General features: G+C 66.8%; 24 protein-coding genes and 1 tRNA gene. 9 read left to right on the top strand and 16 right to left on the bottom strand.

The genetic code is table 11. The features are described from left to right. Nucleotides 1–193 precede the first annotated feature (193 nt). Nucleotides 194–982 (top strand): substrate-binding periplasmic protein, encoded by a 789-nt coding sequence (locus IEY58_RS22475; protein ID WP_189049975.1) that lies wholly within the window; start codon nucleotides 194–196, stop codon nucleotides 980–982. Between the two features lie 21 nt (nucleotides 983–1003). Here the strand turns inward: IEY58_RS22475 and IEY58_RS22470 are convergent, their stop codons facing one another. Continuing rightward, nucleotides 1004–1771, bottom strand: coding sequence for a TSUP family transporter (locus IEY58_RS22470; protein WP_189049973.1), 768 nt, complete (start codon nucleotides 1769–1771; stop codon nucleotides 1004–1006). A 7-nt stretch (nucleotides 1772–1778) separates the two neighbouring features. After that, on the bottom strand, nucleotides 1779–2846 hold the full coding sequence (locus IEY58_RS22465) for a TauD/TfdA family dioxygenase (RefSeq protein ID WP_189049971.1): 1068 nt from the start codon (nucleotides 2844–2846) through the stop codon (nucleotides 1779–1781). Between the two features lie 709 nt (nucleotides 2847–3555). Here IEY58_RS22465 and IEY58_RS22460 point away from each other — a divergent pair. Then, nucleotides 3556–5637: a putative bifunctional diguanylate cyclase/phosphodiesterase gene (locus IEY58_RS22460; RefSeq protein WP_189049969.1), complete on the top strand. Its 2082-nt coding sequence runs from the start codon at nucleotides 3556–3558 to the stop codon at nucleotides 5635–5637. Between the two features lie 258 nt (nucleotides 5638–5895). Here the strand turns inward: IEY58_RS22460 and IEY58_RS22455 are convergent, their stop codons facing one another. Then, complete coding sequence (locus IEY58_RS22455; RefSeq protein ID WP_189049967.1) at nucleotides 5896–6327, bottom strand: hypothetical protein; 432 nt, start codon at nucleotides 6325–6327, stop codon at nucleotides 5896–5898. Between the two features lie 102 nt (nucleotides 6328–6429). Between IEY58_RS22455 and IEY58_RS22450 the strand changes: the two genes are divergently transcribed. Then, entirely contained in the window at nucleotides 6430–6921 is a 492-nt protein-coding gene (locus tag IEY58_RS22450) for a recombinase family protein (protein WP_189049965.1), read from the top strand. Between the two features lie 908 nt (nucleotides 6922–7829). Continuing rightward, complete coding sequence (locus tag IEY58_RS34445; protein WP_229743878.1) at nucleotides 7830–8306, top strand: hypothetical protein; 477 nt, start codon at nucleotides 7830–7832, stop codon at nucleotides 8304–8306. 161 nt (nucleotides 8307–8467) lie between these two features. Here IEY58_RS34445 and IEY58_RS22440 read toward each other — a convergent pair. From IEY58_RS22440 to IEY58_RS22415, 6 genes are all read right to left on the bottom strand, one after another. Then, a tRNA-Arg gene (locus IEY58_RS22440) sits at nucleotides 8468–8544 on the bottom strand. Nucleotides 8545–8553: 9 nt separating this feature from the next. Beyond that, the gene (locus IEY58_RS22435) at nucleotides 8554–9453 is read right to left on the bottom strand and encodes a thermonuclease family protein (protein ID WP_189049963.1); all 900 of its coding nucleotides are present in this window, start codon (nucleotides 9451–9453) and stop codon (nucleotides 8554–8556) included. 42 nt (nucleotides 9454–9495) lie between these two features. Beyond that, nucleotides 9496–10314 carry a hypothetical protein gene (locus tag IEY58_RS22430; RefSeq protein WP_229743877.1) on the bottom strand — a complete coding sequence of 273 codons (819 nt, stop codon included), beginning with the start codon at nucleotides 10312–10314 and terminating at the stop codon, nucleotides 9496–9498. 163 nt (nucleotides 10315–10477) lie between these two features. Then, nucleotides 10478–10975: a CarD family transcriptional regulator gene (locus IEY58_RS22425; protein ID WP_189049961.1), complete on the bottom strand. Its 498-nt coding sequence runs from the start codon at nucleotides 10973–10975 to the stop codon at nucleotides 10478–10480. 380 nt (nucleotides 10976–11355) lie between these two features. Beyond that, the gene (gene fdxA / locus IEY58_RS22420; RefSeq protein WP_189049959.1) at nucleotides 11356–11691 is read right to left on the bottom strand and encodes a ferredoxin FdxA; all 336 of its coding nucleotides are present in this window, start codon (nucleotides 11689–11691) and stop codon (nucleotides 11356–11358) included. Between the two features lie 111 nt (nucleotides 11692–11802). Continuing rightward, the gene (locus tag IEY58_RS22415; protein ID WP_189049957.1) at nucleotides 11803–12312 is read right to left on the bottom strand and encodes a tellurite resistance TerB family protein; all 510 of its coding nucleotides are present in this window, start codon (nucleotides 12310–12312) and stop codon (nucleotides 11803–11805) included. Nucleotides 12313–12393: 81 nt separating this feature from the next. On the opposite strand from IEY58_RS22415, the gene IEY58_RS22410 reads away from it, so the two are divergent. The 3 genes from IEY58_RS22410 to IEY58_RS22400 are packed head-to-tail and all read left to right on the top strand — an operon-like array spanning nucleotide 12394 to nucleotide 14034. After that, nucleotides 12394–13047 carry a DUF938 domain-containing protein gene (locus IEY58_RS22410; RefSeq protein ID WP_189049955.1) on the top strand — a complete coding sequence of 218 codons (654 nt, stop codon included), beginning with the start codon at nucleotides 12394–12396 and terminating at the stop codon, nucleotides 13045–13047. Then, nucleotides 13044–13454 carry a nuclear transport factor 2 family protein gene (locus IEY58_RS22405; RefSeq protein WP_189049953.1) on the top strand — a complete coding sequence of 137 codons (411 nt, stop codon included), beginning with the start codon at nucleotides 13044–13046 and terminating at the stop codon, nucleotides 13452–13454. The genes IEY58_RS22410 and IEY58_RS22405 overlap by 4 nt, the downstream gene beginning before the upstream one ends. Continuing rightward, a complete protein-coding gene (locus tag IEY58_RS22400) occupies nucleotides 13447–14034 on the top strand; it encodes a class I SAM-dependent methyltransferase (RefSeq protein WP_189049952.1) in 588 nt (195 codons plus the stop codon). The genes IEY58_RS22405 and IEY58_RS22400 overlap by 8 nt, the downstream gene beginning before the upstream one ends. Here the strand turns inward: IEY58_RS22400 and IEY58_RS22395 are convergent. Together IEY58_RS22395 and IEY58_RS22390 are read right to left on the bottom strand one after the other, a co-directional pair. Beyond that, on the bottom strand, nucleotides 14031–14372 hold the full coding sequence (locus tag IEY58_RS22395; protein ID WP_189049950.1) for an RNA-binding S4 domain-containing protein: 342 nt from the start codon (nucleotides 14370–14372) through the stop codon (nucleotides 14031–14033). The genes IEY58_RS22400 and IEY58_RS22395 overlap by 4 nt on opposite strands. Next, on the bottom strand, nucleotides 14369–16879 hold the full coding sequence (locus tag IEY58_RS22390) for a helicase-related protein (protein WP_189049948.1): 2511 nt from the start codon (nucleotides 16877–16879) through the stop codon (nucleotides 14369–14371). Before IEY58_RS22390 ends, IEY58_RS22395 begins: the two co-directional genes overlap by 4 nt. A gap of 141 nt (nucleotides 16880–17020) precedes the next feature. Between IEY58_RS22390 and htpG the strand changes: the two genes are divergently transcribed. Together htpG and IEY58_RS22380 are read left to right on the top strand one after the other, a co-directional pair. Then, on the top strand, nucleotides 17021–18886 hold the full coding sequence (htpG, locus tag IEY58_RS22385; RefSeq protein ID WP_189049946.1) for a molecular chaperone HtpG: 1866 nt from the start codon (nucleotides 17021–17023) through the stop codon (nucleotides 18884–18886). Between the two features lie 59 nt (nucleotides 18887–18945). After that, a complete protein-coding gene (locus tag IEY58_RS22380) occupies nucleotides 18946–20811 on the top strand; it encodes a UvrD-helicase domain-containing protein (RefSeq protein WP_189049944.1) in 1866 nt (621 codons plus the stop codon). A 205-nt stretch (nucleotides 20812–21016) separates the two neighbouring features. Here IEY58_RS22380 and IEY58_RS22375 read toward each other — a convergent pair whose 3' ends face one another. From IEY58_RS22375 to IEY58_RS22355, 5 genes are all read right to left on the bottom strand, one after another. Then, nucleotides 21017–22249, bottom strand: a complete 1233-nt coding sequence (locus tag IEY58_RS22375; protein ID WP_189049942.1) for a phenylacetate--CoA ligase family protein — start codon at nucleotides 22247–22249, stop codon at nucleotides 21017–21019. A gap of 136 nt (nucleotides 22250–22385) precedes the next feature. Next, nucleotides 22386–23222: an ABC transporter ATP-binding protein gene (locus IEY58_RS22370; RefSeq protein WP_189049940.1), complete on the bottom strand. Its 837-nt coding sequence runs from the start codon at nucleotides 23220–23222 to the stop codon at nucleotides 22386–22388. Between the two features lie 28 nt (nucleotides 23223–23250). Beyond that, a complete protein-coding gene (locus IEY58_RS22365) occupies nucleotides 23251–24534 on the bottom strand; it encodes an ABC transporter substrate-binding protein (protein WP_407648425.1) in 1284 nt (427 codons plus the stop codon). A 38-nt stretch (nucleotides 24535–24572) separates the two neighbouring features. Next, nucleotides 24573–25646: a branched-chain amino acid ABC transporter permease gene (locus IEY58_RS22360; protein WP_189049938.1), complete on the bottom strand. Its 1074-nt coding sequence runs from the start codon at nucleotides 25644–25646 to the stop codon at nucleotides 24573–24575. Nucleotides 25647–25650: 4 nt separating this feature from the next. After that, nucleotides 25651–26544: a branched-chain amino acid ABC transporter permease gene (locus IEY58_RS22355; RefSeq protein WP_189049936.1), complete on the bottom strand. Its 894-nt coding sequence runs from the start codon at nucleotides 26542–26544 to the stop codon at nucleotides 25651–25653. Nucleotides 26545–26546: the final 2 nt, after the last annotated feature.

Genomic DNA, 26546 nt, shown 5'->3' with positions numbered 1-26546 from the left:
GAGATGCGCCCGATTCTACGGCGCGACGCCGCCAATCCTCCACGCGGAACCACGACGGCACGAGGATTTTCTTCGAGGCGGGCCTTGAGCGGATCCTAGCGCAGATCATCGCGCCTGATGCCGCGCCGCCTCATGGCGCATGGCGGTACACGCATAAGCTGATATGCTGAACCGGGTGGCACGGAGGCGCACGATGCGCATTTTTTCGTCGGTCGGCATCGTCCTGTGGTCATTGTGCATTCTGCTCGGGGCCGGCTTGCTCGGCGCCAGCTTGCTCGGGACTGCCGCGGTCGCGGGCGAGCCCGTGACGCTGCTCGGTTCCGACAGCTTGCCGCCCAAGGCCTGGCAGGATGGCGAGACGCCGCGCGGCTACGCGGTCGACGCGGCGACCGAAGTCCTGTCGCGCGCCGGATTTCAGGTCAATGTCAAGCTGGAGCCCTGGCCTCGCGCCGTCGAGGACGCGCGGGCCGGACATGGCATCATTACCCATTTTTCCAAGACGCCGGAGCGCGAGCAGCTGTTCGACTTCTCCGAGCCGCTGGTCTACGACCGCATCGTCGTCGTGGTGAAGATGGGCCACGAGTTTCCGTTCACCTCGGTCCACGATCTGGCCGGCAAGACCGTGGGTGCCCTTCGCGGCGTTGCCTATGGCGGGGACTGGAGCAGTGCGGTCAAGACCTTCACCGTCGAAGACGATACCGACGCCGTGGCGCGGGTCGGCAAGCTGCTGCGCGATCGGATCGACGCGGCGGTGATCAGCTCCGGCGCCGCGGGCCTCCGACTGGCCGTCCAAGGGGCCGGCCTCGACCCGGCGGCGTTCACCATTCTGCCGGTGCCGATCATCGAGGACCCCAACTATCTCGCCATCGCCAAGGGCGCCGGAAGCGCCGCGACGATGGCCGCCGTCAATGCCGCGATCGAACAAGTGCGTGCCGACGGCACGATCGACCGCATCATGGAGAAATACGGCAGCCAGCGCTGATCCTTTGTCGGGACGCCCGGGTCAGACGAGGCCGTTCTGCCATGCATAGCGCACCAGCATCGCCAGGCAGATGAGAACGATCATCGGCCGGATCAGCCTGGCGCCGCCGCCGATGGCCGCGAGCGCCCCCAGGCGCGCGCCCAGCATGTTGCCGACGATCATGACCACCCCCACGCCCCATTGCACCTGGTCGCCCAGGACGAAAACGACCAGGGACGCCAGGTTGGCGGCGAAATTCAGCACCTTTGCCGTCGCGGTGGCACGCAGCAGGCTCTGTCCGCGCAGGAACACGCCGCTGGCCGAAAAGAGCGAACCGGAACCGGGTCCGAACATGCCGTCATAGAAGCCGATGCCGGGGACGACCAGCAATCGGTAGACGGTCGTCCCGACCCGTGGCGGTCTGCCGCCGTCTCCGGTCCGGGGCGACAGCAGGAAATAGAGCGCCACGCCGACCAGCACGACCGGAACGAGGAGGTCGAGCGACTTCGGATCGATCAGCAGCAGCAGGACGGCGCCGAGCGTGCTGCCGAGCAGGCTCGCGACGAACAGCAGGCGCACCTCCGCGACCGTCACCACGCCCCTGCGGAGCATGGTAAGGCTGGCGGTGAGCGTCCCGAAGCTGCCTTGCAGCTTGTTGGTAGCGAGCGCCTGGATGGGCGCGATCGGCATCAGCAGCAGGGCGGGCAGCGTAATCAGCCCGCCGCCACCGGCGATCGCGTCGATGAACCCCGCCAGCGACGAGGCTGTGAACAGCAGGCCCACTTGGTCGAGATGCGCGGGGATGTCCATGGCCGGATCATCCGACCTGCTGGAGGTCGCGCTGGGCGCCTGCGAAAGTCGGCGCGAAGACATTGTCGTCGACCTCGTTCCAGCGCCGGAAATTCTCGAGTCTCTCGGTCACGAACACGCGCTGCGCCCAACGATAGGCCCGCCCCTCGTCGTCGAAGCTCGCCTTGAACGGCGTGCGGGCGTGGAGCGTCACGCGATTGTCGATGCACAGCAGTTCGCCCGGCCGGACGACCTCATCCAGCGCCACCTCTTCAAGCGCCGCCTCGAAATTCCTGACCGCTCGCTCGCCCGCCGCGGTGCCGCAATCGGCGATCATGTCGCCGTAGAGCACCGCATTGACCAGGAGACCGTCCGGCGTCGCGCGGATAAGCGGCACGCGTGCGGTGATCAGCTCGTCGTAGCCATCGCGGAAACCGCGCCAGCGATAGGGCAGGCGCAGCCGGTAGGAGGCGGTGGCGAGCGCCTTGCGATCCTCTGGCCCCAGCAGGGCGAGCGCCGGCCGGGCATCACTAAGCCGCGTGAAGGGCGGCGTCACGTCCTGCCGGACGCCGGTCAGGAACAGGGCCTTCGGCGAGCAATCATAGCCGGTGAGGAAGCGGAGCGCCGCATTCTCGATGTGGAAGCGCAGATCAGACGCGGCACCGAGGCCGGTCAGCTCGGTCGAGGTCGTGCGGGTCGGCACGAGATTGTTCACGAGCCCGCGGCCCTCGCAGAACATCGAATAGGGATGACCGAAGAGTGACGCGACGAGGACGAGCACGTTCTCGGAAATGTAGCTCGGCTTCTCGATCCACTTGAGGCCACCACCTTGGGTTGGAGGCATCGGCGGATTCGCGTCGACCGGCAGGTTCTCGATCTTGATCGCACCCACGTAATGTGGGTAAGAGCGGCTCAGGTCATCGCGCGCGATGAGGTCGGAGAAGATGCCGGAAACCCGGCGTCTGGCTGCCGCGATCTCCTCCAAGTACTTCCGATAATTGCCCGCCGGATAAATAATTCCGGAGACTGCGTCGAGCAACATCGCGCGCTCGGCGTCGGAGAGGCGCTTCGTATAGATGCTTGTCTTCCTGATCACGGCAATATCTCCATGGATCTCTGAAAAAGCAGCGCCGATGGCGGCCCTTTGACGGTCGATTATTCAACTAAAAGTTGAAAATCCATGAAAAATGGTGCAGCCGGTCACTCGAATCGAATTTTCCAAATCGGATGTTCGCCGCAATGGGGCGCTTCGGGGGTGTCGGCGGCACCCCGGCGGACCGCCGGCGTTGAGCCGGGCCGCAAGAGGCCGGCACCGGCATTGCAACCAAGGCGAGTCATCGGCGAAGCCGTCGCCCCATAGTTCACCCTTCGTCAACCGGAGCCCGGTACCGTCAACTCAATATTGTATTTTTGTTGCGCGATATTGCCGATCTTCGAGAAGTGATCGGGCAGACTTGGTCGGATACTTCCAGCGCAACTGACGATCGGCGCGCGATATGGCGCGCTGATCGAGAGATCCGATCAGAATTATTGAGTAACAAAATATCGAATATTCAATATTGCAGAAAACCCGCGTCCAATACGACGCAGTCACCAAACGGCGATTTTGACGAACCTTTATCGAAGATCTATTCCGGGACCGAAGCGAGCGAGCGATGACAGACACCGCACCCTTCACGAGCCTCCCTTCCCATCCATGGATGCGATGGCTCGGCAGCTTGACCTTCACCGCGGACCTGAAGAGGGCCACGGCGGCACGGGTCGCCGACGACAGGATAGCGTCGGCGGGACCGCATCGAAGCGCCTTGGTCCAGAACCCTCTGTCGCCCTTCGCGCGCCGCCGGCAGGGCGTCGCGTGCAGGCTGCTCACGCTCATCGTGCTGTTCAGTTCGGCGGTGACGTTCGTGTCCACCGGGCTGCAGCTCTATCTCGACTATCGCCACGAGACCCGGACCGTGGTGAGCCGCCTTACCGAGATCGAGAACGGCTATGTCGATAGCCTCGCCGGCAGTCTCTGGAATCTCGATGTCGGTCAATTGCGGCTGCAATTGGAAGGCATCCTGCGCCTGCCGGACATGCAGTCGCTGGAAGTGCGCGAGACCGCGGCCGAGGGAGCGAAGCCGCTCGTGGTTTCCGTCGGATCAAGCCGCGCCCGCGGCGTGATTGTCCGCGAAGTGCCGCTCACCCGGACCGAGAGCGGCCAGACGCGGGCGATCGGTGTCCTGCGTGCCGAGGCGACGCTGGAAGGAATCTATCGGCGGCTCGGCAATACCGCGATCGTCCTGCTGCTGACGCAGGGAGTAAAGACGTTCCTCGTTTCGCTGTTCATTCTCTATATCGTGCACCGGCTGATCACCCGCCACTTGTTCGAGATTGCCGACTTCGTCGATGAATATGATCTCCGCGCGCCGTCGCCGCCCCTGCGCCTGAACCGCCGCAGGCCGAAGATCGACGACGAGCTGGATCACGTCGTCGGCGCCTTCAACAACATGTCGACCGGGCTCAAGCGCGCCTATGAGGATCTGCGCGAGGCCAAGGACGAGCTCGAGCGGGATATCCGCGTGCGGCTCGATTACGAACAGCAGCTGCTGCGGCTGGCGCAGTACGATAGCCTGACCGGCTTGCCCAACCGCCTGTTGCTGCATGAGCGCCTCAGCCAGACGATCGCCGCGACGACCGGCGACCGGCGCCAGGCGGCCCTGCTGTGCATCGACCTCGACCGGTTCAAGGACATCAACGACACGCTCGGCCATGCCGCAGGCGATCGGTTGCTGAAGCTCACGACGGAACGCCTCAGCGGCTGCGTGCGCGAAACCGATACGCTCGCCCGCATGGGCGGCGACGAGTTCATCGTGGTCTTGCCGGCCGTCGAAGAGGATGACGGCGCCCAACGGATTGCCGGCCGCATCGTCGAGGCCTTCGCCCAGCCCTTCCTGATCAATGGCCAGGAGCATTTCGTCACGGCCAGCATCGGCATCACGCTCTATCCGCGCGACGGCAAGGACAGCGAGACCCTGCTGCGCAATGCCGATGTCGCCATGTACAAGGCAAAGGAGCAGGGCGGCAACGGGTATCGGTTCTTCACCCGCGAGATCGATCAGCAGATGCAGGCGAGGCTCGCCGTCGAGGCCCGGCTGCGCGGCGCTGTCGAGCGCAACGAATTCGTTCTGCATTACCAGCCGATCGTCGACCTGCCGACCGGCCGCATCGGGCGGGTCGAGGCGCTCATCCGCTGGCGTCAGCCGGACGGTGCGCTCGCAACGCCCGACGATTTCGTGCCGATCGCCGAGGAAACCGGCCTCATTACCGGGATCGGCAATTGGGTGATCGAGACGGCCTGCGCCCAGATGCGCGAGCATCTTCTGGGCGACACGCCACTCGCCCGCGTCGCGGTCAATGTCTCGCCGCGCCAGCTCCAGGTGCCTGGCTTCGCCGGCTTCGTCGAGCAGGCGCTCCGCCGCAACGACCTTCCCGCCCGCTGCCTGGAGCTCGAGATCACGGAAAGCGTGCTGCTCGACGACACGGCGGAGATCACGGCCAATCTCGACCGGCTGTGCGCGCTGGGCGTGCGCCTGTCGATCGATGATTTCGGCACGGGTTATTCTTCGCTCGCCTATCTGCAGCGCTACCCGTTCGACATCTTGAAGATCGATCGGACATTCGTCGCCTCGAGCCACAACGACAATTCGGTACGTCTGATCGAAACGCTGATCGCCATGGCGCACGGCCTCGGCATGGAAGTGATCGCGGAAGGTGTCGAGACCGAGGCGCAGTACGCGCTGCTGCGCGAGCGCGACTGCGATCACGCCCAAGGCTATTTCTTCAGCCGGCCGATCGCACTCGACGAAGTGTCCGCACTGCTTCGAAGCGAAATGCCGCTGGCCTGACGCTGCCGCTTGGGCAATGGACGCTCAGGCAACAGGCGACACGAGATCGCCGCGAACGTGACCAGTATCGAAGCGTGTCAGAGCTACGTTTCGATGGCGATGAAGGCGCGAACTGGCCTTTGTCAATTTCCCTGGGCCGAAAGGACGAACAAGCCGACCGGTCGGTGTGCAGTCATCGTTGTCTCTGGATAACTGGCAGCTGCCGAGTACCGTCGCGGAGCAACCGTTCACGCGCGCAACAGGTTGAGCCACCGGCGTTCACGATCCTGGGTGGATCGAGCGGGGTCGGATCGCCCCGGCTTCGGCTTGAATAATCTCGACAATGCGCCGGCACGCTTCGTCAAGGGTCGTTCCGGGCGGAAAGATCACCTTCCGTTCGTGATCGTCCTCCCATCCGCCGTTCCGACAGCGACGGCCGATACAGATTTCATATATCCCGTCCCTTTCGGTGACCGACCAGGATGCTGCGCCGCGTTCGAAAGACGACCAGCTCTTTACGCCGGCATGGGTTTCGAAGATCGGCTTCAGGGCCCGGAAATCTGGTCGCGGAATCCGGGGGTTGCCGTGAAGGAACTTTTCTTTGAAGGCAAGCTCAAGCTCGGGAGTATCCCGGACCGAAACGACCGCCAGAGGCTCCTGGGCAAGGTAGACCCCGTCCACTGTCTTGGCCCAAGTCGGGAGATAGACCAATCCCTGCCTGACATAGCAGCCACAATTCAAGGTCGCCTCCTCAATATTCGGTTACGTCCATGGTGACGCCCAAGCTCCAAGCGCGCAATTGCGTCCGCCAGCATGACACCGCGCTTATTCCGCGAGCAGGTCTCGTCAGTCGACGTGAAGCAGCGCGACCAGCTCGCCGCCGCGCTAGATTTTGTCCGCGAGGGCGATACCCTGGTTGTCACCAAGCTCGACCGGTTGGCGCGGTCGGTTGCTCACCTGCTCGATATTGTCGAGTCGCTGCGCGCCAAGAACGCCGCGCTGCGCATCCTTAACCTGGGGATCGACACAGGCACAGCAACCGGCAAGGCGATGCTGACGGTCCTAGGAGGCATCGCCGAGTTCGAGCGCGAGATCATGCTGGAACGGCAGCGCGAGGGCATCGCCAAGGCGAAGGCCGAGGGCAAGTACAAGGGCCGGAAGCCGACTGCGCGGGCAAAGGCGGATGAGGTGCGCGAGCTGCACGCGGCCGGCGTTGGGGCGACGGAGATCGCGGCAAAGCTCGGGATCGGCAGAGCGAGTGTGTATCGGCTGTTAACAAGTGATGGCCGCTCTGCAGGAGCTTAGAGACCTCTCTGATTGGGAACGCTATCGGCCATGCGGATCACGTTGACATAGGTACCGCCACAATACCGGAGTGCCCATCAGCAAAGAGCTGAGGTGCGACCGTAACGTGCGCGTCCGGCCAATATCGTGGCCTTTAACCATGATCGAAAAACAGTCTGTGTTCATTGGGATTTTGGTCGATTGCTTACTTATTTCTTCGATCGGGACAGCTTGCTGGCCAAGGTTCGCATGCCGCGTTTTGCCCAATATAGATAAACCCACATCCCCCATCCCCAGAGATACCCCGCAGGTAGAAATATAAAGAAAATTAGCAACATCTCTGATAGGGACTTCCACGCTCCGGCAAGCAATATGAATATTATTGAGGAAACGCATCCAAAGTCAAGCGCGCCGTATACAAGAACAAACTTGTGCTTATTATTTATTTTTCCCGAAATTAATTGATCAAATATGGTCATCTAATTTGCTTTTCGGCCGGTCGCCCAGGACATCAATTCCCATTTCGATTGATAGGATGGCCTTGGGCAATGCATTCGAGGGTGTCCCTGAGAAACTTCTGGCCATAGCCGCCACTCCTCAGGAAGAAGCCGCGGTCCTTGCTCGCCTCAAAGGGCGCGAAGCGCAGCTGAACCACCTTCGCAAAGCGCAACCTCCGCGATGCGCGCTCGATGGCGGTTTCGAGACGGGCAAGTGCTACGTCTAGGTCGGGTCACGACGTCACCCAAGACATCCTTGGCCAGAGCTTCAGCGTGCGCTTCCGCCGTATCCTGGTCAACGTTGTGTACTCCAGGGACTTCTGGCATATACCATCCAGAGGCGCATAAGCATACGCCAATACAACCTTTGGATCGATGCGCAATCCGGGGAGGAGCATATTGGGAACGGGTCGCGCGGTTCTTCTTGCACTGATGGTGACGCTGGCCGGCTGTCAAGCAGGCCCATCCCCTCGCCAGGATGCTGGCGCCCGCTCGTTTCAAGCCTTGCCTGCCGCGGCCGAGCAGGCTCTTACGGCGCACAACAGCCCTATTCTCTACTCTCTTGAGCCGCGGGCACCGCGCGTGAAGGGCGATCAGGGGCTACTCGGCTTCCAGGTCCTAGGAAAGACGGCGCTATCCGACGAAGACGCGGAAGTCGCCGTGAAAGCGTTTCGGTCAGCGATCGGCGACTGGGTCGGCGGGTCGGCCGCGGCGTGTTTCGACCCGCGCCACGCCATTAGGGTCTTGTACGGTGAACACACGTACGACTTCTTGCTTTGCTACCAATGCCAGTCGATCTGGATCTATGAGGATGGCAAGATCCTGACGCGGCTGGGCGCCGCGGGATCGCCGAAGGAACTCAATGCGCTTCTTACTGCGGCTGGGGTTCCGCTCTCGACATCGGGATGAGGATCGCGCGCCCGCTGGCGCGATTGGCCGGCGGGCATCCACCCCGCGCTATTGTGTCGCAGGCAAGTAGGCAGGTCGATGCCGCGACCCACCTGGAACTGTCAGGGAGAGGCGTCAGGGCAACGGCTATAAGCCGTTGAAAATCAACGAAAATGGATCGATGGCGTCCCCGACAGGATTCGAACCTGTGACCCCCGGTTTAGGAAACCGATGCTCTATCCTGCTGAGCTACGGAGACGTGAGCTCGTTATAGCGCAGAGCGCTCGTCAGCGGGAAGCCTTGACGCGGGTTGGGTGGCCATGCGCCGGCCGGGGAGCGGTTCGAGGGCGGTCGGGTCGGCAAGCTCGAGGATCGGCCGGCCCTCCCACACGAGCCAGCCGCGCACGCGCACCCGCCGGCCTTCGAACGCAGCTGGGTCGAACGCCGGCGCCCTCGCCAGCACCGCATGCGGCACACGCACGGTGAAGCCGTGGTGCCAGTCGGCTGCGAAATCGAGGAAGGTCGCCTCGTGGGTGGCGGCGACGCTGAGCACGCGGCCTTCGACCAGCACGAAAGTGCCGGTATCGCGCGCGGCGAGCCGCTCGGGCGTCAGCACGGCATAGGCGCGCAAGCGCCAGAGCCCGCGATGGTGGCGCCGGGCATCGGCCTCGGCCTTGAGCAGGGCTGGTGCCAGCGGCGCCGTTGCGGCGGCGGGCTCGACCCGGTCGGCGCCGGCGCGGACGAGGGCGGCCTGCAGCCAGGTACCGTCGCTGAGCACCAGCTGGCCCAGGAGCCGGCCGTGCCGGTCGGGCGCCGCGGCGGCCGCGTGCAGGCTGACCGGTTGGCCCAGCACCTGGTCGGCGAGCGCCCGGCGGGCAGCATCAGCCGCGGGCCAAGCGGTGTCCGGGCCCAGCGCCAGCGGCGGTGCAGGCGCCAGCAGGCCAGCGAGGCGCAGCACGCGGCCATCGTCGAGCGTCAGCGTCGCGCCATCCTCGACTGAGGCGACGGTGCCGGCGGCGATCTCGGGCAGGTCGGGCGGTGCATCGGCCACGGTCCGTGAACGGGCGATGGCGGTTCCCGGACCAAGCATGATGCCGCCGGTCAGCGCTATCAGCCCCAGCGCCATCTGCCCCAGCGCCATCTGCCACCGCGTCGCCCGTGCCGCCATGTGCTCCTCTCGCGCTGGGCAATCTACTGGTGATCGCGGCCCTCAGGCCTCGTAGGCCTCATCGACCTGGCCGTCGAGCGTCAGGCAGGCGGCGGCGAGCGGCCCGCCGAAGCCGCAGCCCCGGTCCATGGAGATGGCGAATGGCGCCTGCTGCAGCCCACCGTGATGTCGGTCGAAGCCGCGCACGACCTTGACGAAGCCGCCGTAGGGCTCCGTCAGGTCGAGGAAGCCACCGCCGCCCCACCAGAAACTGTCGTGCTGGGCGGTCAAGGGCCGGGTCGGATCGATGCCGGCATGGACGAACAGGAGCTCGTTGCCGGCAGTGTAGGCGGCGCGCCGGAGCGCCGTCAGCAGGTTGCCGTGGCCGGGCGCCCCGTTGACGGCGCTCCTGACCGCGTTCGTCCAGCGCGTGATGGCGACCGGCCCGTCACGGCTCGCCGTCAGCCCCTGCTGGCGATCGATGCCATAGCCGTCGAGCGTCGCGGCGAGGCCATGGTCGAGCATCCAGCGATAGACCTCGGCCGGGTTGGGCGCGAACTGCAGCTCCAGGAGCTTCTGCCACATCTCTTCCTGGCTGCCGCGCAGGTAGACGAGATCGCTTGCGAAGGCGCCGGGCCGGGCGATGAAGAAGCTGCGGAACGACAGGAGCTCGGCAATCGTCTCGCGCACGGCGGGGCCGCGGCCGATCATGTTGCCGAGATAGACCAGCGCATCGCCCGGCTGCAGCCGCCGTTCGATGGCGCCATGGATGGTGCGGAGCCGACCGACGTCGGCGTGAATCGACGAGATCGCCCAGACGCGACGCCGGCCAACCAGGATACCGAAACGACGACGGGGCGGGGTGCGCGGCTGGCTCATCATGGGCGAGCTTAGCGCGGGCCCCCGACATCGCGCCAGAGGCACGACACGGGAACAAACGCAAAAGCCGGCGTGCGCCCCCGACGAATCGGGGACCGCAGGCCGGCCTTGTCATTTGGTCACCCAGGCGCATCGGACGGATCGGTGCCGATCCGTCCGTCAGGCGTCAGGCGGCGTTCAGCATCTCCTCGAGGCGTTCGGTCGCCGTGGTCTCGTCGATCGCCTCGACGGCCGCGAACTCGCGCACCAACCGGTCAAGCGCCGCCTGATAGATCTGGCGCTCGCTGTAGGACTGGTCCGGCTGGCCGGCATTGCGATAGAGGTCGCGCACGACCTCGGCAATCGACGCCGGATCGCCGGAGTTGATCTTCGCTTCGTACTCCTGGGCGCGCCGGCTCCACATGGTGCGTTTCGCCTTCGACCGGCCCCTGAGCTTGACCAGGGCCACCTGCATCTCCTTCTGCGTCGACAGACGACGCAGGCCAGAAGCCTTGGCCTTGGTGACCGGAACGCGGAGCGTCATGCGGTCCTTGTCGAAATGCACCACGAAAACATTCAGCCGATAACCGGAGATCTCCTGGGCCTCGATGCCCATGATCTTGCCGACGCCATGACTCGGGTAGACGACGAAATCGCCCTCAGCAAAAGCTAACTTTTCCGACATCCGATTCTCTCAAAAGCCTGTGGCCAGGTCGGTAAGGCGCTCGTCACAACCCCCGGCTGCCCGCGAAAAAGATGCCTCGCCAGCACCGAGGGATGCAATCCGACCATACGGATGGGGGTGAGCGGGCCGCATACCGAAGATGCCCGGAAGTTCAGACTGTGCCGAGACGTCTTCAATGCTCCGTTCGAAAAGAACAGTAACACAAAAGTCACGACAATTACCAGCCCAACGCCATACGGCGTCGGCATGGCAACCATGAAGCAGACGGCCGCGCAGGCGGCCTTTCGCCGCAGCCCGGGGTAGAACGCCCCCGCTACCGGCGGGAGTTCCGCCCCGAACTTGCCGAAATCGGCGCTTGCCTAAGTCAGCGCTTGCCTAAGTCAGCGCTTGCCGGGCTCGGGCGAGAAGAACTTGTCGAACTTGCCCTCGACGCCCTTCCAGGCATCGGCGTCGGCCGGGGCTTCGCCCTTGCGGGTGATATTAGGCCAGTTGCCCGAGTAATCGCGATTGAGCTGCAGCCACTTCTCGGCTTGGCCGTCGCTGTCGGGCACGATCGCCTCGGCCGGGCATTCCGGCTCGCACACGCCGCAATCGATGCATTCGTCCGGGTTGATGACCAGCATGGTCTCGCCCTCGTAGAAGCAATCGACCGGGCAGACCTCCACGCAGTCCATGTACTTGCACTTGATGCAGGCTTCGGTGACGACGTAGCTCATCGATCTTGTTTCCCCGTGTTACGGCGGCGCGGCCGCGATCCTGTCCGCGGCCGCAGCCGCCCGCATTGAAAGAGCGCGGGCGATCTTCCCGCAAGTCCAAAATTCAGCGCCTCAGCCCCATGGCCCGCGCTTCGATCCTTGCCCCGGCCTCTGCCCCGCCTCGGGCTCATGGCCCGGTCCTTGTCCGAGCCGGGCCAGCACCCGCCGGCGCGCGGCCCCGCGCTCGTGATCCTCGACGAAGATCAGGCCGGCGATCCGTCGGATCAGCGCATCCTCCTCCGGGTCCAGCACGCCGTCGGCATAGGCCACTTCCCACAGCATCTCGATCATGCTGATCCGCGCCGCCGGGTCGAACCGTTCGGCCACGACCCGGGTGAAGCGATAGAGCGCGCTCGATCCCTCGACCGCCCGTTCCGCCGCGTCGATCAGCCGGTCGATCGCGGCGGCGTCGAGGTCGAAGCGCTGGCCAAGCAGCCGGCGGATCGCCGTCCGTTCGGCCGGATCGAAGCGATCGTCCATCCGCGCCGCCTCGACCAGCAGGGCCGCGACCGCCACAGGGACCTCCATCGCGGCTCGCGGCGCGTCGCCGGGCATCAGCAGATCGAGGATGCGGTCGAACATACGCGGGTGCCTAGCATGAGCAGCGCACCCATTCAACAAGCATGGCGTCGCCCGGCCGGCCGCTGTTATCCTCGGCGGGCCATGACCTCCGCGCCCGATCCCACTCGCCCGGACGATACGCGGGCCGATCCGCCGATCGATCCGCGCCGGTTCGCGCCAGCCACCGAGCGCAATCGCGGGCCGATCCTGGCGCTGCTCACCCGTGTCCTGCCGCCGGCCGCCCTCGTGCTCGAGGTCGCAAGCGGCACAGGCGAGCACGCGGTCTTCTTCGGCCGCCACCTGCCTGATCGGACATGGCAGCCGAGCGACATCGACGCCGCGGCGCGCGCCAGCATCGTCGCCTGGACGGCGGAGGCCGGCCTCACGAACGTGCTCGCCCCCGTGGCGCTCGACACGGCGCAGCCGAACTGGCCCGTCGACCGGGCCGACGCGGTCATCGCCATCAACATGATCCATATCGCCCCCTGGGCGGCCGCCGTCGGCCTGTTGGGTGGTGCCGCACGGGTGCTGACGGCGGGAGCACCCCTCGTGCTCTACGGCCCCTACAAGCGCGGCGGACGCCATACCGCGCCCAGCAACGAGGCGTTCGACCAGAACCTGCGCCGGCAGGACCCGGCCTGGGGCGTGCGCGACCTGGAGGCCGTGGTCGAGGTCGCCGACGGCGCGGGCCTGGCGCTCGACGAGATCGTCGAAATGCCGGCCAACAACCTGAGCCTGGTGTTTCGCCGGCGATGACGGCCGACAACGCTGCCGTCGCCATCGTCCGCGCGCTCTGGGAGCGGTTCGAGCGGCGCGACTGGGCGGCGGCACGGGCGCTCTTCGCCGATGACGCCGTCATGACCTGGCCCTGCAGCGGCGAACGCTTCCACGGCGGCGATGCCGCGATCGCGGTCAACGCGGCCTATCCCGAGGGCTGGTCGATCCATGTGCAGGAGGTGGCTCCGCTCGCCGACGGGCGGATCCTGAGCCTGGTGCGGGTCGAGCACCCGCCGCAGCGCTTTTTCGCGACCTCGCTGTTCCGGGTCGAAGGTGTGCTCATCCGCGAGATCGTGGAATATTGGGCGACGGCCGAGCCGCCGCCGGCCTGGCGCAGCGCCGGCCATCTCCCTGGCTACGAACGTCTGGAAGCGACCGATGGATGACGCAACGCTGGGGGCTTACGACCGCGCCGCCGCCGCCTTCGCCGAGGAATGGAACGCGCAGCCGGCGCCGGCCGACATGCAGGCGCTGCTTCACCGCTTCTTCGGGCCCGGCCCGACCGCCGACATCGGCTGCGGCGCGGGACGCGACACGGCTTGGCTCGACCGGAACGGCTTTCCCGCGATCGGCTACGACGCGTCCGACGGGCTCATCGCCGAGGCGCGGCGGCGGCACCCGGCGCTGCGGTTCGAGAAGGCGGCGCTGCCGGCGCTGGACGGGATTGCGCCGGCCAGCTTCGCCAACGTGCTCTGCGAAACCGTGATCATGCATCTGGCGCCGGCGACGGTGGCCGCCGCGGTCGGTCGTCTGATCGACATCCTGCGTTCCGGCGGCACGCTCTATCTCAGCTGGCGCGTCACCGAGGGCGCTGAGCGACGTGACGAATACGGCCGCCTTTATGCCGCGGTCGACCCCGCGCAGGTATTCGAGGGGCTGGGCGATGCCGCGATCCTGTTCGACGACGAGCCGGTGAGCCAGTCGTCCGGCAAGCGGATCCGCCGCGTCGTCGCGCGGAAGCCCTAATCCCGGAAGCTTTCGTCCTCGGCCAGCAGCGGTTCCCAGTCGTCCGGGATGCGTGTGAGCGGCTCTGGCGGGGCGAGTTCGCGATAGAGCATCTGCGCCTCGGTGGCCGGTCCGCGCCGCGTGCCCAGGCCCAGCACCTCGACCCGGCGACGCTGGCGGCCATGCACGACCGTGATCTGGCTGCCGATGCGCACCGCCTGGTTGGGCTTCGCCACCGGTCGGCCGCCGAGCTCGACCGCGCCCAAGGTGCAGAGCCGGGCGGCGAGCGACCGCGTCTTGGCGAAGCGCGCGTGCCACAGCCATTTGTCGATGCGGAGTGTGGCGCCGTCGTCGGTCAAGCGTGGCCCCTGAGTGCGCCGAGCTTGGCGAACGGATGATCGGCCGACGGCGTCGGCTTCTGGGCCGGCGACCGGGCCTCCTTCGACCGGGCCTCCTTGCGCCGGACGGCGCGGCGCTTGGCAAGGAAGCTCACGGCACCGTTCTCGACCACGCCGCGATAGCCCAGCGCCGTCACGACGTCCGGCAGCTCGGCGAGCGGGGCGCCGACGAGGGCCGCAAGCGTGCCGTCGAGCCCGAAACGGCCGTCGCGCGCCTTGGCCCTCAAGGCCGCGGCGAGCGCCTCCAGCCGGTCGGCCCGGATCGCGCGCGGGCCGACCGGCCGATAGCCGATCGCGTCGAAATAGGCGACAGGCAGGTTGTCGCGCGCCACGGACAGGCGCCCGGGCGGCGGCACGGCCAAGGGGCCGGTGCCCTGGTGGATCGCCCAGAGCAGGGCGCGCAACGCTACCGCCGCCGGCTTCAGGAGCCGATCGAAATAGATCGTTTCTGTTCCGAAACGAATGCCGAGCCGAGCCAGCGCCTTGCGATCGTCGGCATCGAGCGCCGCGACGAGCGGCCGGACCGGCTCGGCATCGAGCGAACCCAGCCCCTCGCCCAGCTGGAACGCGAGCCCGCGCGCGGCGGCCGGCAGCGGGCTCGCCAACGCCGCGTGAATCGGCGCCAGCGTATGCTCGATCGCCGTGCGGACGAAACGTTCGAGCCGGCGCTTGACCGCATCGCGCAGCTCGCCGTCGAGGAAATCGACCGGGCGCAGCTCGACGCGCGGGGCAAGCGGCTGGTCGCCCGCGACGAGGCGTGCGACCGCCTCGCCTTCCCAGCCGAGCGTCCCATCCGGCGCCAGCGTAAAGACGGTGTCGTCGGCCGCAGCCAGCCGGCGCGCGCGCGCCTGCACCTCGCCGCGCAGCATGCGATTGGCCGCGGCCATCAGCGTCCGGACCCCCTCTCCCGACGCCGCGGGGTCGGGATGGAACGAGAAGCCCGTCATGGCGCCGACGAAATGGCCCTCGACCCAGACCTCGCCCGCGTCGTTGACGCTGGCCAGCAGTTCGCGCGCCTCGGCAAGGCTGCGCACCAGGAAGGCGGAGCGGCGATCGACGAAACGCTGGGTCAGCCGGTCGTGCAGCGCGTCTGACAGCTTGTCCTCGACCGCGCGCGTGCGCTCCTGCCAATGGGCGCCGTCGGCAAGCCAGCCGACGCGGTTCGTGATGTAGGTCCAGGTGCGGATATGGGCGATGCGCTGCACCAGCGTATCGATGTCGCCGTCGAGCCGGTCGATGCGCGTGATCTGGCTTGCCACCCAGTCCGGCGGCAGGCGCTCGTCCGGGCCGGTCAGGTGGCGGTAGACCTGGGCCAGCAGCCGGGCGTGATCCTCGGACATGACCTTGCGGAAATCGGGGATCTGGCAGACTTCCCACAGCAGGCGGACAGCACCCGGGTTGGTCGCTTGGCGGGCGATGTCGGCCTGGCGGGCGAGCGCCTCGAGCGCCAGCTGGTCGTCACCGGCGTCGGCGCGCAGCAGCACCGGCGAGGGCGGCCGCGCCTCGAGGCTCTTCAAGAGCAGCCCGGCCGAGCGGAAGTCGAGGCGAGAATTGCGCCACCAGAGCGCCTGCAGCGGGTCAAAGCGATGGGCCTCGACCGCCTCGACCAGCTCCTCGTCGAGCGGCCCGACTTCGGCCGTGGTGCCGAACGTGCCGTCGTTCATGTGCCGTCCGGCGCGGCCGGCGATCTGCGCGATCTCGGGCGCGGTCAGGCGCCGAGGCCCGCGCCCGTCGAACTTGATGAGCCGCGCGAAGGCGACATGGTCCAGGTCCATGTTGAGGCCCATGCCGATCGCGTCCGTCGCGACCATGTAGTCGACCTCGCCCGCCTGGTACATCGCGACCTGGGCGTTGCGCGCGCGCGGGCTCAAGGCGCCCAACACCACGGCGGTGCCGCCGCGCTGGCGCCGCACCAGTTCGGCCAGCTCGAACACGTCGGAGACGGAGAAGGCGACGACCGCGCTCCGGGGCGGCAGGCGCGTCACCTTCTGCGGGCCGGTATAGGTCAGGGTCGAGAAGCGGGGGCGCGAGATGACCTCGGCCTCGGGCACGAGCTTGCGCATGAGCGGCCGGATCGTGTCGGAGCCCAAGAACATGGTCTCGTACCGGCCGCGCGCATGCAGCAGCCGATCGGTGAAGATATGGCCGCGCTCCGGATCGGCCGCGAGCTGGATCTCGTCGATCGCAAGGAAATCGACATAGCGGTCCAAAGGCATGGATTCGACGGTGCAGACGAACCAGCTCGGGTTCGGCGGCAGGATCTTTTCCTCGCCGGTGATGAGCGCGACGGCCCGGGCCCCCTTCGCGCGCACCATCCGGTCGTAGTTCTCGCGCGCCAGGAGGCGCAACGGGAAACCGATCATGCCCGAGGCGTGGCCCAGCATGCGTTCGATGGCGAGATGGGTCTTGCCGGTATTGGTCGGCCCCAATACCGCCGTGACCCGCCCGTGCTCGAGGGTCGATCCCATGCAGGCAAGATCGGGCGGATGATGCACAAATGCAAGCACCGCCCGCCGACTGCCAGGCCGGCGCCTCTCCGCTCTTGCGGTCCCGGCGGCCCTCCTACATATGAGGGCCAGTTTTAGGCAACCTGGTTAATGGTTCAAAGGATGGCAGAAACCCGCAGCTTTCAGGCCGAAGTCTCCCGGCTGCTCGATATCGTCGCCCACTCGCTCTACAGCGATAAGAAGGTCTTCCTGCGCGAGCTCATCTCGAACGCGTCGGACGCCTGCGATCGACGGCGCTACCTGGCACTGACCGAGCCGGCGCTTGGGGCCGCGGACGGCAAGTATCGCGTGGTGCTGAAGCCCGATCCGGCGGCGAAGACGCTGTCGGTCATCGACAACGGCATCGGCATGAGCGAGATCGAGCTGATCGAGAACCTGGGCACGATCGCCCGCTCCGGCACCTCGGCCTTCTTGAAGGGCCTGGGCCAGGATTCCAAGCGCGACATGACGCTGATCGGCCAGTTCGGCGTCGGCTTCTATTCCGCCTTCATGGTCGCGGACAAGGTCGAGGTCGTCTCGCTCAAGGCGGGCGAGAGCCAGGCGCATCGATGGGAATCCGACGGCAAGGGCTCGTTCACCGTATCACCGGTGGACGCGAGCGAGGTCGGCACGCGCATCACGCTCTATCTCAAGGAAGAAGAGAAGGACTACATGCTGGCGCCGCGCCTGAAGCATGTGGTCAAGACCTATGCCGACCATATCGCCCTGCCGATCCTGCTTGAGGAGGACGGCAAGGAAGAGACGCTGAACAGCGCGTCGGCGCTCTGGACACGGCCCAAGAACGAGGTCACGGCCGAGCAGGCCAAGGAATTCTATCACACGGTCGCCCATGCCTTCGACGACCCGTGGCTGACGCTGCACTACAAGGCCGAAGGCGTCATCGAATACACGAGCATGCTGTTCGTGCCGGGTGCTAAGCCGTTTGACCTGTTCGACCCGGCGCGCAAGCATTCGGTCCGGCTCTATGTCCGCCGCGTATTCGTGACCGACGATTGCGCCGAGCTGGTCCCGGCGTACCTGCGCTTTCTGAAGGGCGTGGTCGACAGCGAGGACCTGCCGCTCAACATCAGCCGCGAAACGCTGCAGGCGAGCCCGCTCATCGCCAAGATCCGCCAGGGCGTCACCAAGCGTGTCCTGGGCGAGCTCGCCAAGAAGGCAGCCGACGCCCAGGCCGACTATGCCAAGTTCTGGGACAATTTCGGCGCGGTCCTGAAGGAAGGCCTCTACGAGGATTTCGAGCAGCGGGAGGCACTCTTGAGCCTCGCCCGCTTCCGCTCGACCGCGGCCGAGGGCTTGGTCAGCCTCGAGGATTATGTCGGCCGCATGAAGCCCGGCCAGACCGCGATCTATACGATCACCGCCGACAGCCCGGAGGCAGCGCTCAGGAGCCCGCAGCTCGAAGGCTTCCGCGCCAAGGGCGTCGAGGTGCTGCTCTTGACCGACCCGGTCGACGAGTTCTGGCTGCCGATGGTCGCCAAGTACAAGGAGCACGAGTTCCGCTCCGTCACGCGCGGCGGCGCGGACCTGAGCGCGATCGAAGGTCCGGCCAAGGACGGCCAGAAGCCGGCCGAGCCGCCGGCGCCGGCGGGCACGGCCGAGCTCGTAGCGCTTCTGAAGCTGACGCTCGCCGATGCGGTCAAGGACGTCCGCTCGACCGACCGCCTGACCGAGAGCGCCGTGTGCCTGGTCGCCGACGAGGGCGACATGGACATGCACCTGGCGCGCCTGCTGAAGCAGCACAAGCAGCTGGGCGAGGAGGCGAAGCGGGTGCTCGAGGTCAATCCGCGCCACCCGCTGATCCAGCGCCTGGCCGAGCGCCTGGGGCAATTCGGCACCGGCCCGGCGCTCGAGGACGCCGCCTGGCTGCTGCTGGACCAGGCCCGCATCGTCGAAGGCGAGGCGCTGCCCGACCCGGTCGCCTTCGCCAAGCGGCTCGCCAGCTGCCTCGAGCGCGGCCTCGCTGCTTGAGTAAAAGCCCCTCTCCGCCCCAATGGGGCGAAGAGGAGCTGCATGATCGGCTGGTTTGAATGCCGCTCCTCCATTACGCCGGCCGGCCGGCGCTCGATCTGACCGACGAGCAGTTCGCCGCCGCGACGGCACCGCATGCCCATGCGCTGGTCGACGCCTGCGCCGGCGCCGGCAAGACGCGCACGCTCGTCGCCCGCTATCTCCACCGGCGCGAGGCGGGCGCCGAGCCCGATCGCATGGCGCTCGTGACCTTCACGCGGCGCGCGACCGCCGAGATGCTGGATCGGCTCGAGACCTTCACCCAGGACCGCCGGGCGCTCGAGCGGCGCGTCCGCACGATCGACGGGTTCGCGCAAGCGATCCTGCGCGCCGCCGCCGGTCCGTTCGGCGTCACGGCCGACTTCGGGCTGCTGGTCGATGAGCGCCGGCGCGCCAATGAGGGACGTGGGGACGAGGAACGGCCGGGCGAAAGCCGCGAGGGCTTCGCGGTCCGCCTGTTCGGCCGCACGGCACTCGATGCCGACGAGGACGGCACCAACCTGCTGGGTGCCTTCGACGGGTTGCGCGCCCGGTTGATGGGCGAGGCCGAGATCGGCCGGCTTGCCCAGTCGGCCGACGTCGGTGACGTGTGGCGCCGGGCGGCCCGCTGCTACGGCGACTATCGCGCTGCCATGGACAAGGCAGCGCTTTACGACCATGCGGAGATTCAGCACCGCGTGATCGCACGCTGCCAGGCTGAGCCGGCGCTGGCGCAGAAGCTGTTCGGGCGCTTCACCGACCTGCTCGTCGACGAATACCAGGACGTGACCGCGGCCCAGGTCGCGTTCTTCCAGCTGTTCCTCGTGGGCGGCGGGCGCCTCTGGGCGGTCGGCGACGAGGACCAGGCGATCTTCGGCTTCCGCCATGCCGAGGTTGAGCGCATCCGCCGCTTCGGCCGCGATTTCCCCGGCGCCCGGACCTATCGGCTCGGCACCAACCTGCGCTGCGGCCGGGCGATCACCGGCCTCGCGCGTGCGGTCATCGCCGGCGACCGGCGCCGCGGCACGCGGCCGATCGCCCTCGACGAGCGCCGGGACGGTGACGGCTGGCTCAATCCCGGCCAGGTCGTGGCCCACGAGGCGGAGGATGCCGAGGCCGAGGGCCGCTGGATTGCGCGGCGCATCGCCCGCCTCGTCGACGAGGAGGAGCTGCCACCCGAACGGATCGCCGTGCTCTATCGCGCGCGGCCCGCGGCCGAGACCGTGATCGAGACCGTCAGGGCGGCGCTGCGCCGGCAGCGCATCCCGATCGAGGATAGTGACAAGCCCGGCGTCGCGTTCCGCACCATCCATGAATCGAAAGGCCTGGAGTTCGAGGCCGTGTTCCTGCCCGGCCTCGTCCTGGGCGCGCTGCCGCACTATCGCGCGACCGACGCCGCGGCGCGCGCCGAGGAACGCCGCCTGTTCTATGTGGCACTGACCCGGGCGGAAACGCGGCTCCACCTGAGTTGGCCGCGCTGCCGCATGAAGCGCAACGGTGATCCGGAGGCCGTGCGGCCGAGCCCGCTCCTGGTTGAGGGGTTGGCGGCGGCACTCGACGGGGACGGCCTCGACTCGGGTGGGCTCGAATGGGATGGGCCCGAATGGGACGGGCCGGGCTCGCTCGACGGCTGGCTCGCGCGCCAGGGCTCCCGTCGGATCGCCCGCCCCGGCTTGCAGGCCACGGCACCCGTGCGGCCCAAGGCGGGCCGGCCGCAGCCGGCAAAATCGCTCGAGGAATGGCTCGTCGGCTGGAGCCCGGCCGAGATCGCGCTACTCGACGAGCATCTGGGCCGCAGCCTCGCGACGCTCCAGGGGCTGATCCAGCGGCCGTATGGCGAACTCACGCGGGTCGTGACGCTTGCCCGCGCGGATCGCGCGGCGCTCAGGGCCCTGCGGCCCTCTTGAAGAAAAACGGGCGGCCCCGATCCGTCCGGATCCAAAGGCCGCCCGAGCGCCGACTGAAGGCATGCGCAAGGCTACGCTGATGCCGCGACCGCCGTCTCGACGGTGGCGCGGCTCCCACAGTCCACAATTCAATTGCGGCGCCGGCCGGGCATAATTATGGCGAAAGTGTGATTGCGCGCATTAGCGGCAAACACGTGCCGTCGGCCTAGGCACGCGTGTCGTCAATTACCTTGCCATCATTCGGCAGGCCGCCCGATGCGACGAAACGTACCGCGCCTCGCAATTTTGTCACAGCCTGGATCGTCTCCTGCAGCGCCGCAACGGCCGGCTCGGCGGCGCCGGGGTCCAGCGCGCACACCAGCGTCATGCGGTCGTTCTCCCCCTCGCGTTCGACGACGAGGCGCGCGCATTCGATGCCCGGATAGCGGCGGACGATCTCGGCAACCTGGCTCGGATGGACGAACATGCCCTTGACCTTGGTCGTCTGGTCGGCCCGCCCGAGCCAGCCTTTGAGGCGCCGGTTCGTCCGGCCGCACGGGCTCGGCCCGTCGAGGAACTGCGACAGGTCGCCGGTCGCGAAGCGGATCAGCGGATAGTCCGGATTGAAACTGGTGACGACGACCTCGCCGACCTCGCCCTCGCCAACCGGATCGCCGGTGCCGGGACGGACCAGCTCGACCAGCACGCCCTCGTCCTGCACCAGTCCGCCGCGCGGCCGCGTCTCGTAGGCAATGAGGCCGACGTCGGCCGTGGCATAGCATTGCAGCACCGATATGCCGGCCTCGGCGAAACGGGCACGCGCCGTCTCGGGATAAGCCTCGCCCGAGACCAGCCCCTTGGTCAGCGACGGGATGGCGACGCCGATCTCCCGCGCCTTGTCGAGGAGCAGGCCCAGGAACGACGGGGTGCCGGCATAGCCCACGGGTCCGAGGTCGGCAATCGCCCGCACCTGCTGCTCGGTCTGGCCAACGCCGGCCGGGAACACGGCGCAGCCCAAGGCATGGGCGCCGGTCTCGAAGATCGAGCCGGCCGGGGTCATGTGATAGGAAAACGTGTTGTGGATGAGCTCGCCCGGGCGGAAGCCCGCGGCATGGAGCGCGCGGGCGAGCCGCCACCAGTCGGTGCCGCGCCCTTCGGGGTCGTAGATCGGTCCCGGCGATTGGAAGATGCGGGCGAGCCGGCCGGGCGCGATCGCGTTGAAGCCGGCGAAGGGCCGCATCGCCTTCTGCGCCTCGATGAGGTCGGACTTGCGCACGAGCGGCAGCTGGGCAAGCGCCGCCCGGCTCGTGATCGCCGCCGCCTCGACGCCGGCCAGGAGCCGGGCGAAGCCGGGTGCCCGCGCCTGGGCATGGGCGATCTGCGCCGGCAGGGCCGCGAACAAAGCCGCCTCCCGCACCTCCGGCGGCCGGGTTTCCAGCGCGTCGTAATACTCGGTCATGTCCCGGACCCTTGGACTGGATGCCGCGGCACCGCCCTCACCCTCCCGCTGCCGCGGGTCCCTCCCTCTCCCGCTTGCGGGAGAGGGTTGGGGTGAGGGTCGTGCCGCCAGGCTTAACTCACTCAGGCGAAGCTCACTAAAGCCAACGCTTGCGCCGCTTGAAGGATTTGAGGCCCTTGAAGGATTTCCGGGCCTCGCCCTGGCCCAGGTAGAATTCCTTCACGTCCTCGTTCGATTTGAGCGCGTCGGCGGTGCCGTCGAGCACGATCTTGCCCTGCTCCATGATGTAGCCGTAGCTCGCCGCCTCGAGGGCGAGCCGCGCGTTCTGCTCGACCAGGAGGATGGTGAGCCCCAGATCGCGCGCGAGCCGGCGGATGATCAGGAACACTTCCTTGACCAGGAGCGGCGACAGGCCCATGGACGGCTCGTCCATCAGGATGAGCTTCGGCCGCGCCATGATCGCCCGGCCGATCGCCAGCATCTGCTGCTCGCCGCCCGAGAGATAGCCCGCCAACCCCGTGCGCTCCTTGAGCCGGGGGAAATAGCCGTAGACCCGGTCGAGGTCGTCGCGCACCCCGCCGTCCCGGCGCGTGTGGGCGCCGAGCCGCAGGTTCTCGTGCACGGTCATGTCGGCGACGATGCGCCGCCCCTCCATGACCTGGAAGATGCCGCGCCGGACGATCTGGTCCGGGTCGAGGCCGTTCAGGCGCTCGCCCCGGAACAGGACATCGCCGCGAGTGATCTGGCCGTCCTCGGCCTTGAGCAAGCCCGAGATCGCCTTCAAGGTCGTGGATTTGCCGGCGCCGTTGGCACCGAGCAAGGCCACGATCTCGCCCTCCGGGACCTTGAGGTTGAGCCCGCGCAGCACGAGGATGACGTCGTTATAGACGACCTCCAGGTTGTTGACGGTCAGGAGCGGCGCCGGCTCGGCCGGGGTCGCGATCGTCGGCATCTCTGCGGTGGCGGCGCTCATCTGCCCCAAGTCCCTCGCTCCGGACCGGCTAGTAGCCGATCCATTCCTTCTTGCGCGGCAGCTCGATGGTCGCGACCTTGTTGAGCTTCATCGTGCCCTTGGCGATGAGCTCGCTCACCGTGCCGCTGTCGGTCGGGCCCGTGACCTGGGTCTGGTAGAGCTCGACCGACAAGGTCGGGCGATGATCCTCGGCGGTCCAGGTCGACGGCTTGCACACGCCTTCCGTACCCTTCGGGACCCAGTTGGCCTTGGCCTGGAAACCCTTGGCGATGGTCGGACCGGTGACGCCGCCGTTGGCGGCCGCCCATTCCATCGCCTCCTTCAGGTAGAAGGCGGCGCAGACGCCGGCCAGGTAATGCACGGCCTTGTATTCCTTGCCCGACGGGTCGGAGTTCTTGGCGATCTCCTTGAACAGCGACAGCGCCGGCACGTTGTCGGTCCAGAGGGCGGCGGTGCGGACCGGGAACACCACGCCGTTGCCGGCCGAACCCGCGGCCTTGAGCGAGTTCTCGTCGATGCCCCAGACGTTGCCGACGAACTGCACCTTGACGCCGGCCGTCTCGCACGATTTCAAGACGGCGATGTTGGAGGCACCGGTATTGCCGAGATAGGCGTAGTTGGCGCCCGACTGCTTGAGCGTCAGGCATTGCGCTGTGTAGTCGCCGGGGGTGAGAGCGAAGACGACCGGGTCCAGCACCTCGAAGCCCAGTTCCTTGGCGTATTCTTCCTCAGCCTTGCGCGGGGCGTTCGGATAGGGATGGTTGGCGCCCATGTGGACCCACTTGGGCTTGCCCTGGCCGCCCTTCTTCTTCCAATCCTCGGCCGCCCACTGCACGAGCGCGCGCGCCGAGTCCGAATATGAGGGGCCATAGAAGAAGTTATAGGGTGCCGCCCGCTCGCTCGCCGGGCCGCCCTTGCCGGTCGGGTCGGTCAAGGTGCCGGCGTAGGACGCGGAGACAAAGGGGATCTGGTCGTCGGTCACGCTCTTGACCAGCGCCTCGGTATCGGCCGTGCCCCAGCCCATGATGGCGACGACCTTGTTGGACCCGGTCCAGTTCTTGTAGGCGGCGAGCGCGCGCGGCACCTGGTAGCCGTAGTCGGTCGCGTCGACCGCAAGCTTCGTGCCGTTGATGCCGCCATGGGCGTTGATGTAGGCGAGCGCATCGTCGACGCCCTGGCCGTAGGGCTTGCCGACGTCGGCCGTGCCGCCGGAGAAATCGTTCAGGTGGCCGATCGGATAATCGGCGCGCGCGAGCGAGGGAACCAGTGCCGCGGCACCGGCCAGCATGAGCGTCAGTTTCAGCATCTTCATGGCTTCGGTTTCCTCCCCTTGGACGTGCTTTGTTCTTGTCAGTAGCTGAACGGGTAGAGCTTCCAGTACGCCTTGATCTGCTTCCAGCGGTGGGCGAGCCCGTCGGGCTCGAAGATCAGGAACAGGATGATCGCCGCACCGATCGTCATCTCGCGCAGGAACGGCAGGCCTTCGTGCAGGCCCAGCGCATGGTCGATGGCGCTGCCGTCCAAGGAGCGGGCGAGGAAATTCACGAGCTGCGGCAGGAGCACCATGAACGCAGTGCCCATGAGCGTGCCCATGATCGAGCCCAGGCCGCCGATGATGATCATGGCGAGGAACTGGATCGAGAAGCTGATGTCGAGCCCCTCGATCGACATGAAGCCCAGGTAGTGCGCATAGAGGGCGCCGCCGATGCCGGCGTAGAAGGACGAGATGCCGAACGACAAGGTCCGGTATTTCGTCAGGTTCACGCCCATCATCTCGGCCGCGAGGTAATAGTCGCGCACGGCGACCAGGGCCCGGCCGTCGCGCGTCCGCATCAGGTTCGCGGCCGCGACGTAGAGCACGACCACATAGAACAGCACGACGTAGAGGTAGCTTTCGTCGTGGTTGAACTTGAAGCCGAACAGGCTCACCGGATCCGCGACGGTGCCGTTCGACCCGCCGGTGAACCATTCGGCCCGGCCGAAGAAGTCGAGCAGAATGAACTGCGCCGCAAGCGTCGCGATCGCGAGATAGAGCCCCTTGAGCCGTGCCGCCGGAATGCCGAACACCAATCCCACCGCGGTCGTCATCACCCCGGCAAGTGGGATCGACAGCACGGGCGGGATGCCGGCGTTGCTGTTGAGAAAGCACGAGGCGAAGCCGCCGAAGCCGAAGAATACGGCATGGCCGATCGAGATCTGGCCGGTGAAGCCCACCAGGATATTGAGACCCAAGGCGGCAATGCCGAGATAGCCGATCTGGATCAGCAGGTTCAGCACATACCGGTCGACAAGGAACGGGGCCGCCGCGACCAGCACGACGCCCAGGATGCAGAAGTTGCGCGACCAGACCGTCGGAAAGATCGTCTGGTCGGCCGCATAGCGCGACTTGAAGTCGCCGCACGGGCGGAGCGTCGCAGTGGCCATGGCGTCAGACCCGCTCGATGTCGCGTTTGCCGAAGAGGCCGTACGGCTTGATCATGAGGATGACGATCAGGACGTAGAAGGGCGCCACTTCGTAGAGATTGCCCCATTTCAGGAACTGGCTGTCGACGAACTGCGCCCAGTTCTCGAGCACGCCGATGACGAGCCCGCCGAGCACGGAGCCGACGATCGAATCGAGCCCGCCCAGGATCACGGCCGGGAACACCTTGATGCCGAAGAACGAGAGTGCGCTCGACACGCCGTTGACGACGCCGACCACGACTCCGGCGACCGCCGAGACCATGGCCGAGATCGCCCAGCTGACCGCGAAGACCTGCCGGACCGAGATGCCGAGCGACTGCGCCACCTGCTGGTCGAACGAGGTCGCCCGCATGGCGAGGCCCGTGCGCGACATTTTGAAGAACCAGGCGAAGCCCACCATGATGACGAGGCTGATCGCCATGGCCATCAGATAGACGGTCTGCACCTCGAGCCCGAAGATATTGACCGATTTCACCGCGAACACTTGCGGATAGGGCTGCGGCAGGACGCCGAAGATCCATTTCATCAGCGCCTGGCAGAAGATCGAGAGCCCGATCGTCATCATGATGACCGAGATCACCGGCTCGCCGATCATGGGCCGGAGCACCACCACCTGCAGCAGGAAGCCGAAGGCGACCATGAAGGCGAGTGTCACCAGGAAGCCCCAGACGAACGGCAGGTGGTACTTGGTGAGCAACCACCAGCACACCCAGGCGCCGATCAGCAGGAACTCGCCCTGCGCGAAATTGACGATCTGCGACGCCTTGTAGATGAGCACGAAGCACATGCCGACGACGCCATAGAGCGTGCCGACGATGAGCCCGTTGATCGAGAGCTGCAGCAGCAGGTGAAGGTCCATGG

The organism is Aliidongia dinghuensis, from assembly GCF_014643535.1.
In the GTDB taxonomy this organism is placed as follows: Bacteria; Pseudomonadota; Alphaproteobacteria; order ATCC43930; family CGMCC-115725; genus Aliidongia; species Aliidongia dinghuensis.
Note: the sequence above shows the minus strand (reverse complement) of the source record. Positions and strands in the feature narration are given on the sequence as shown.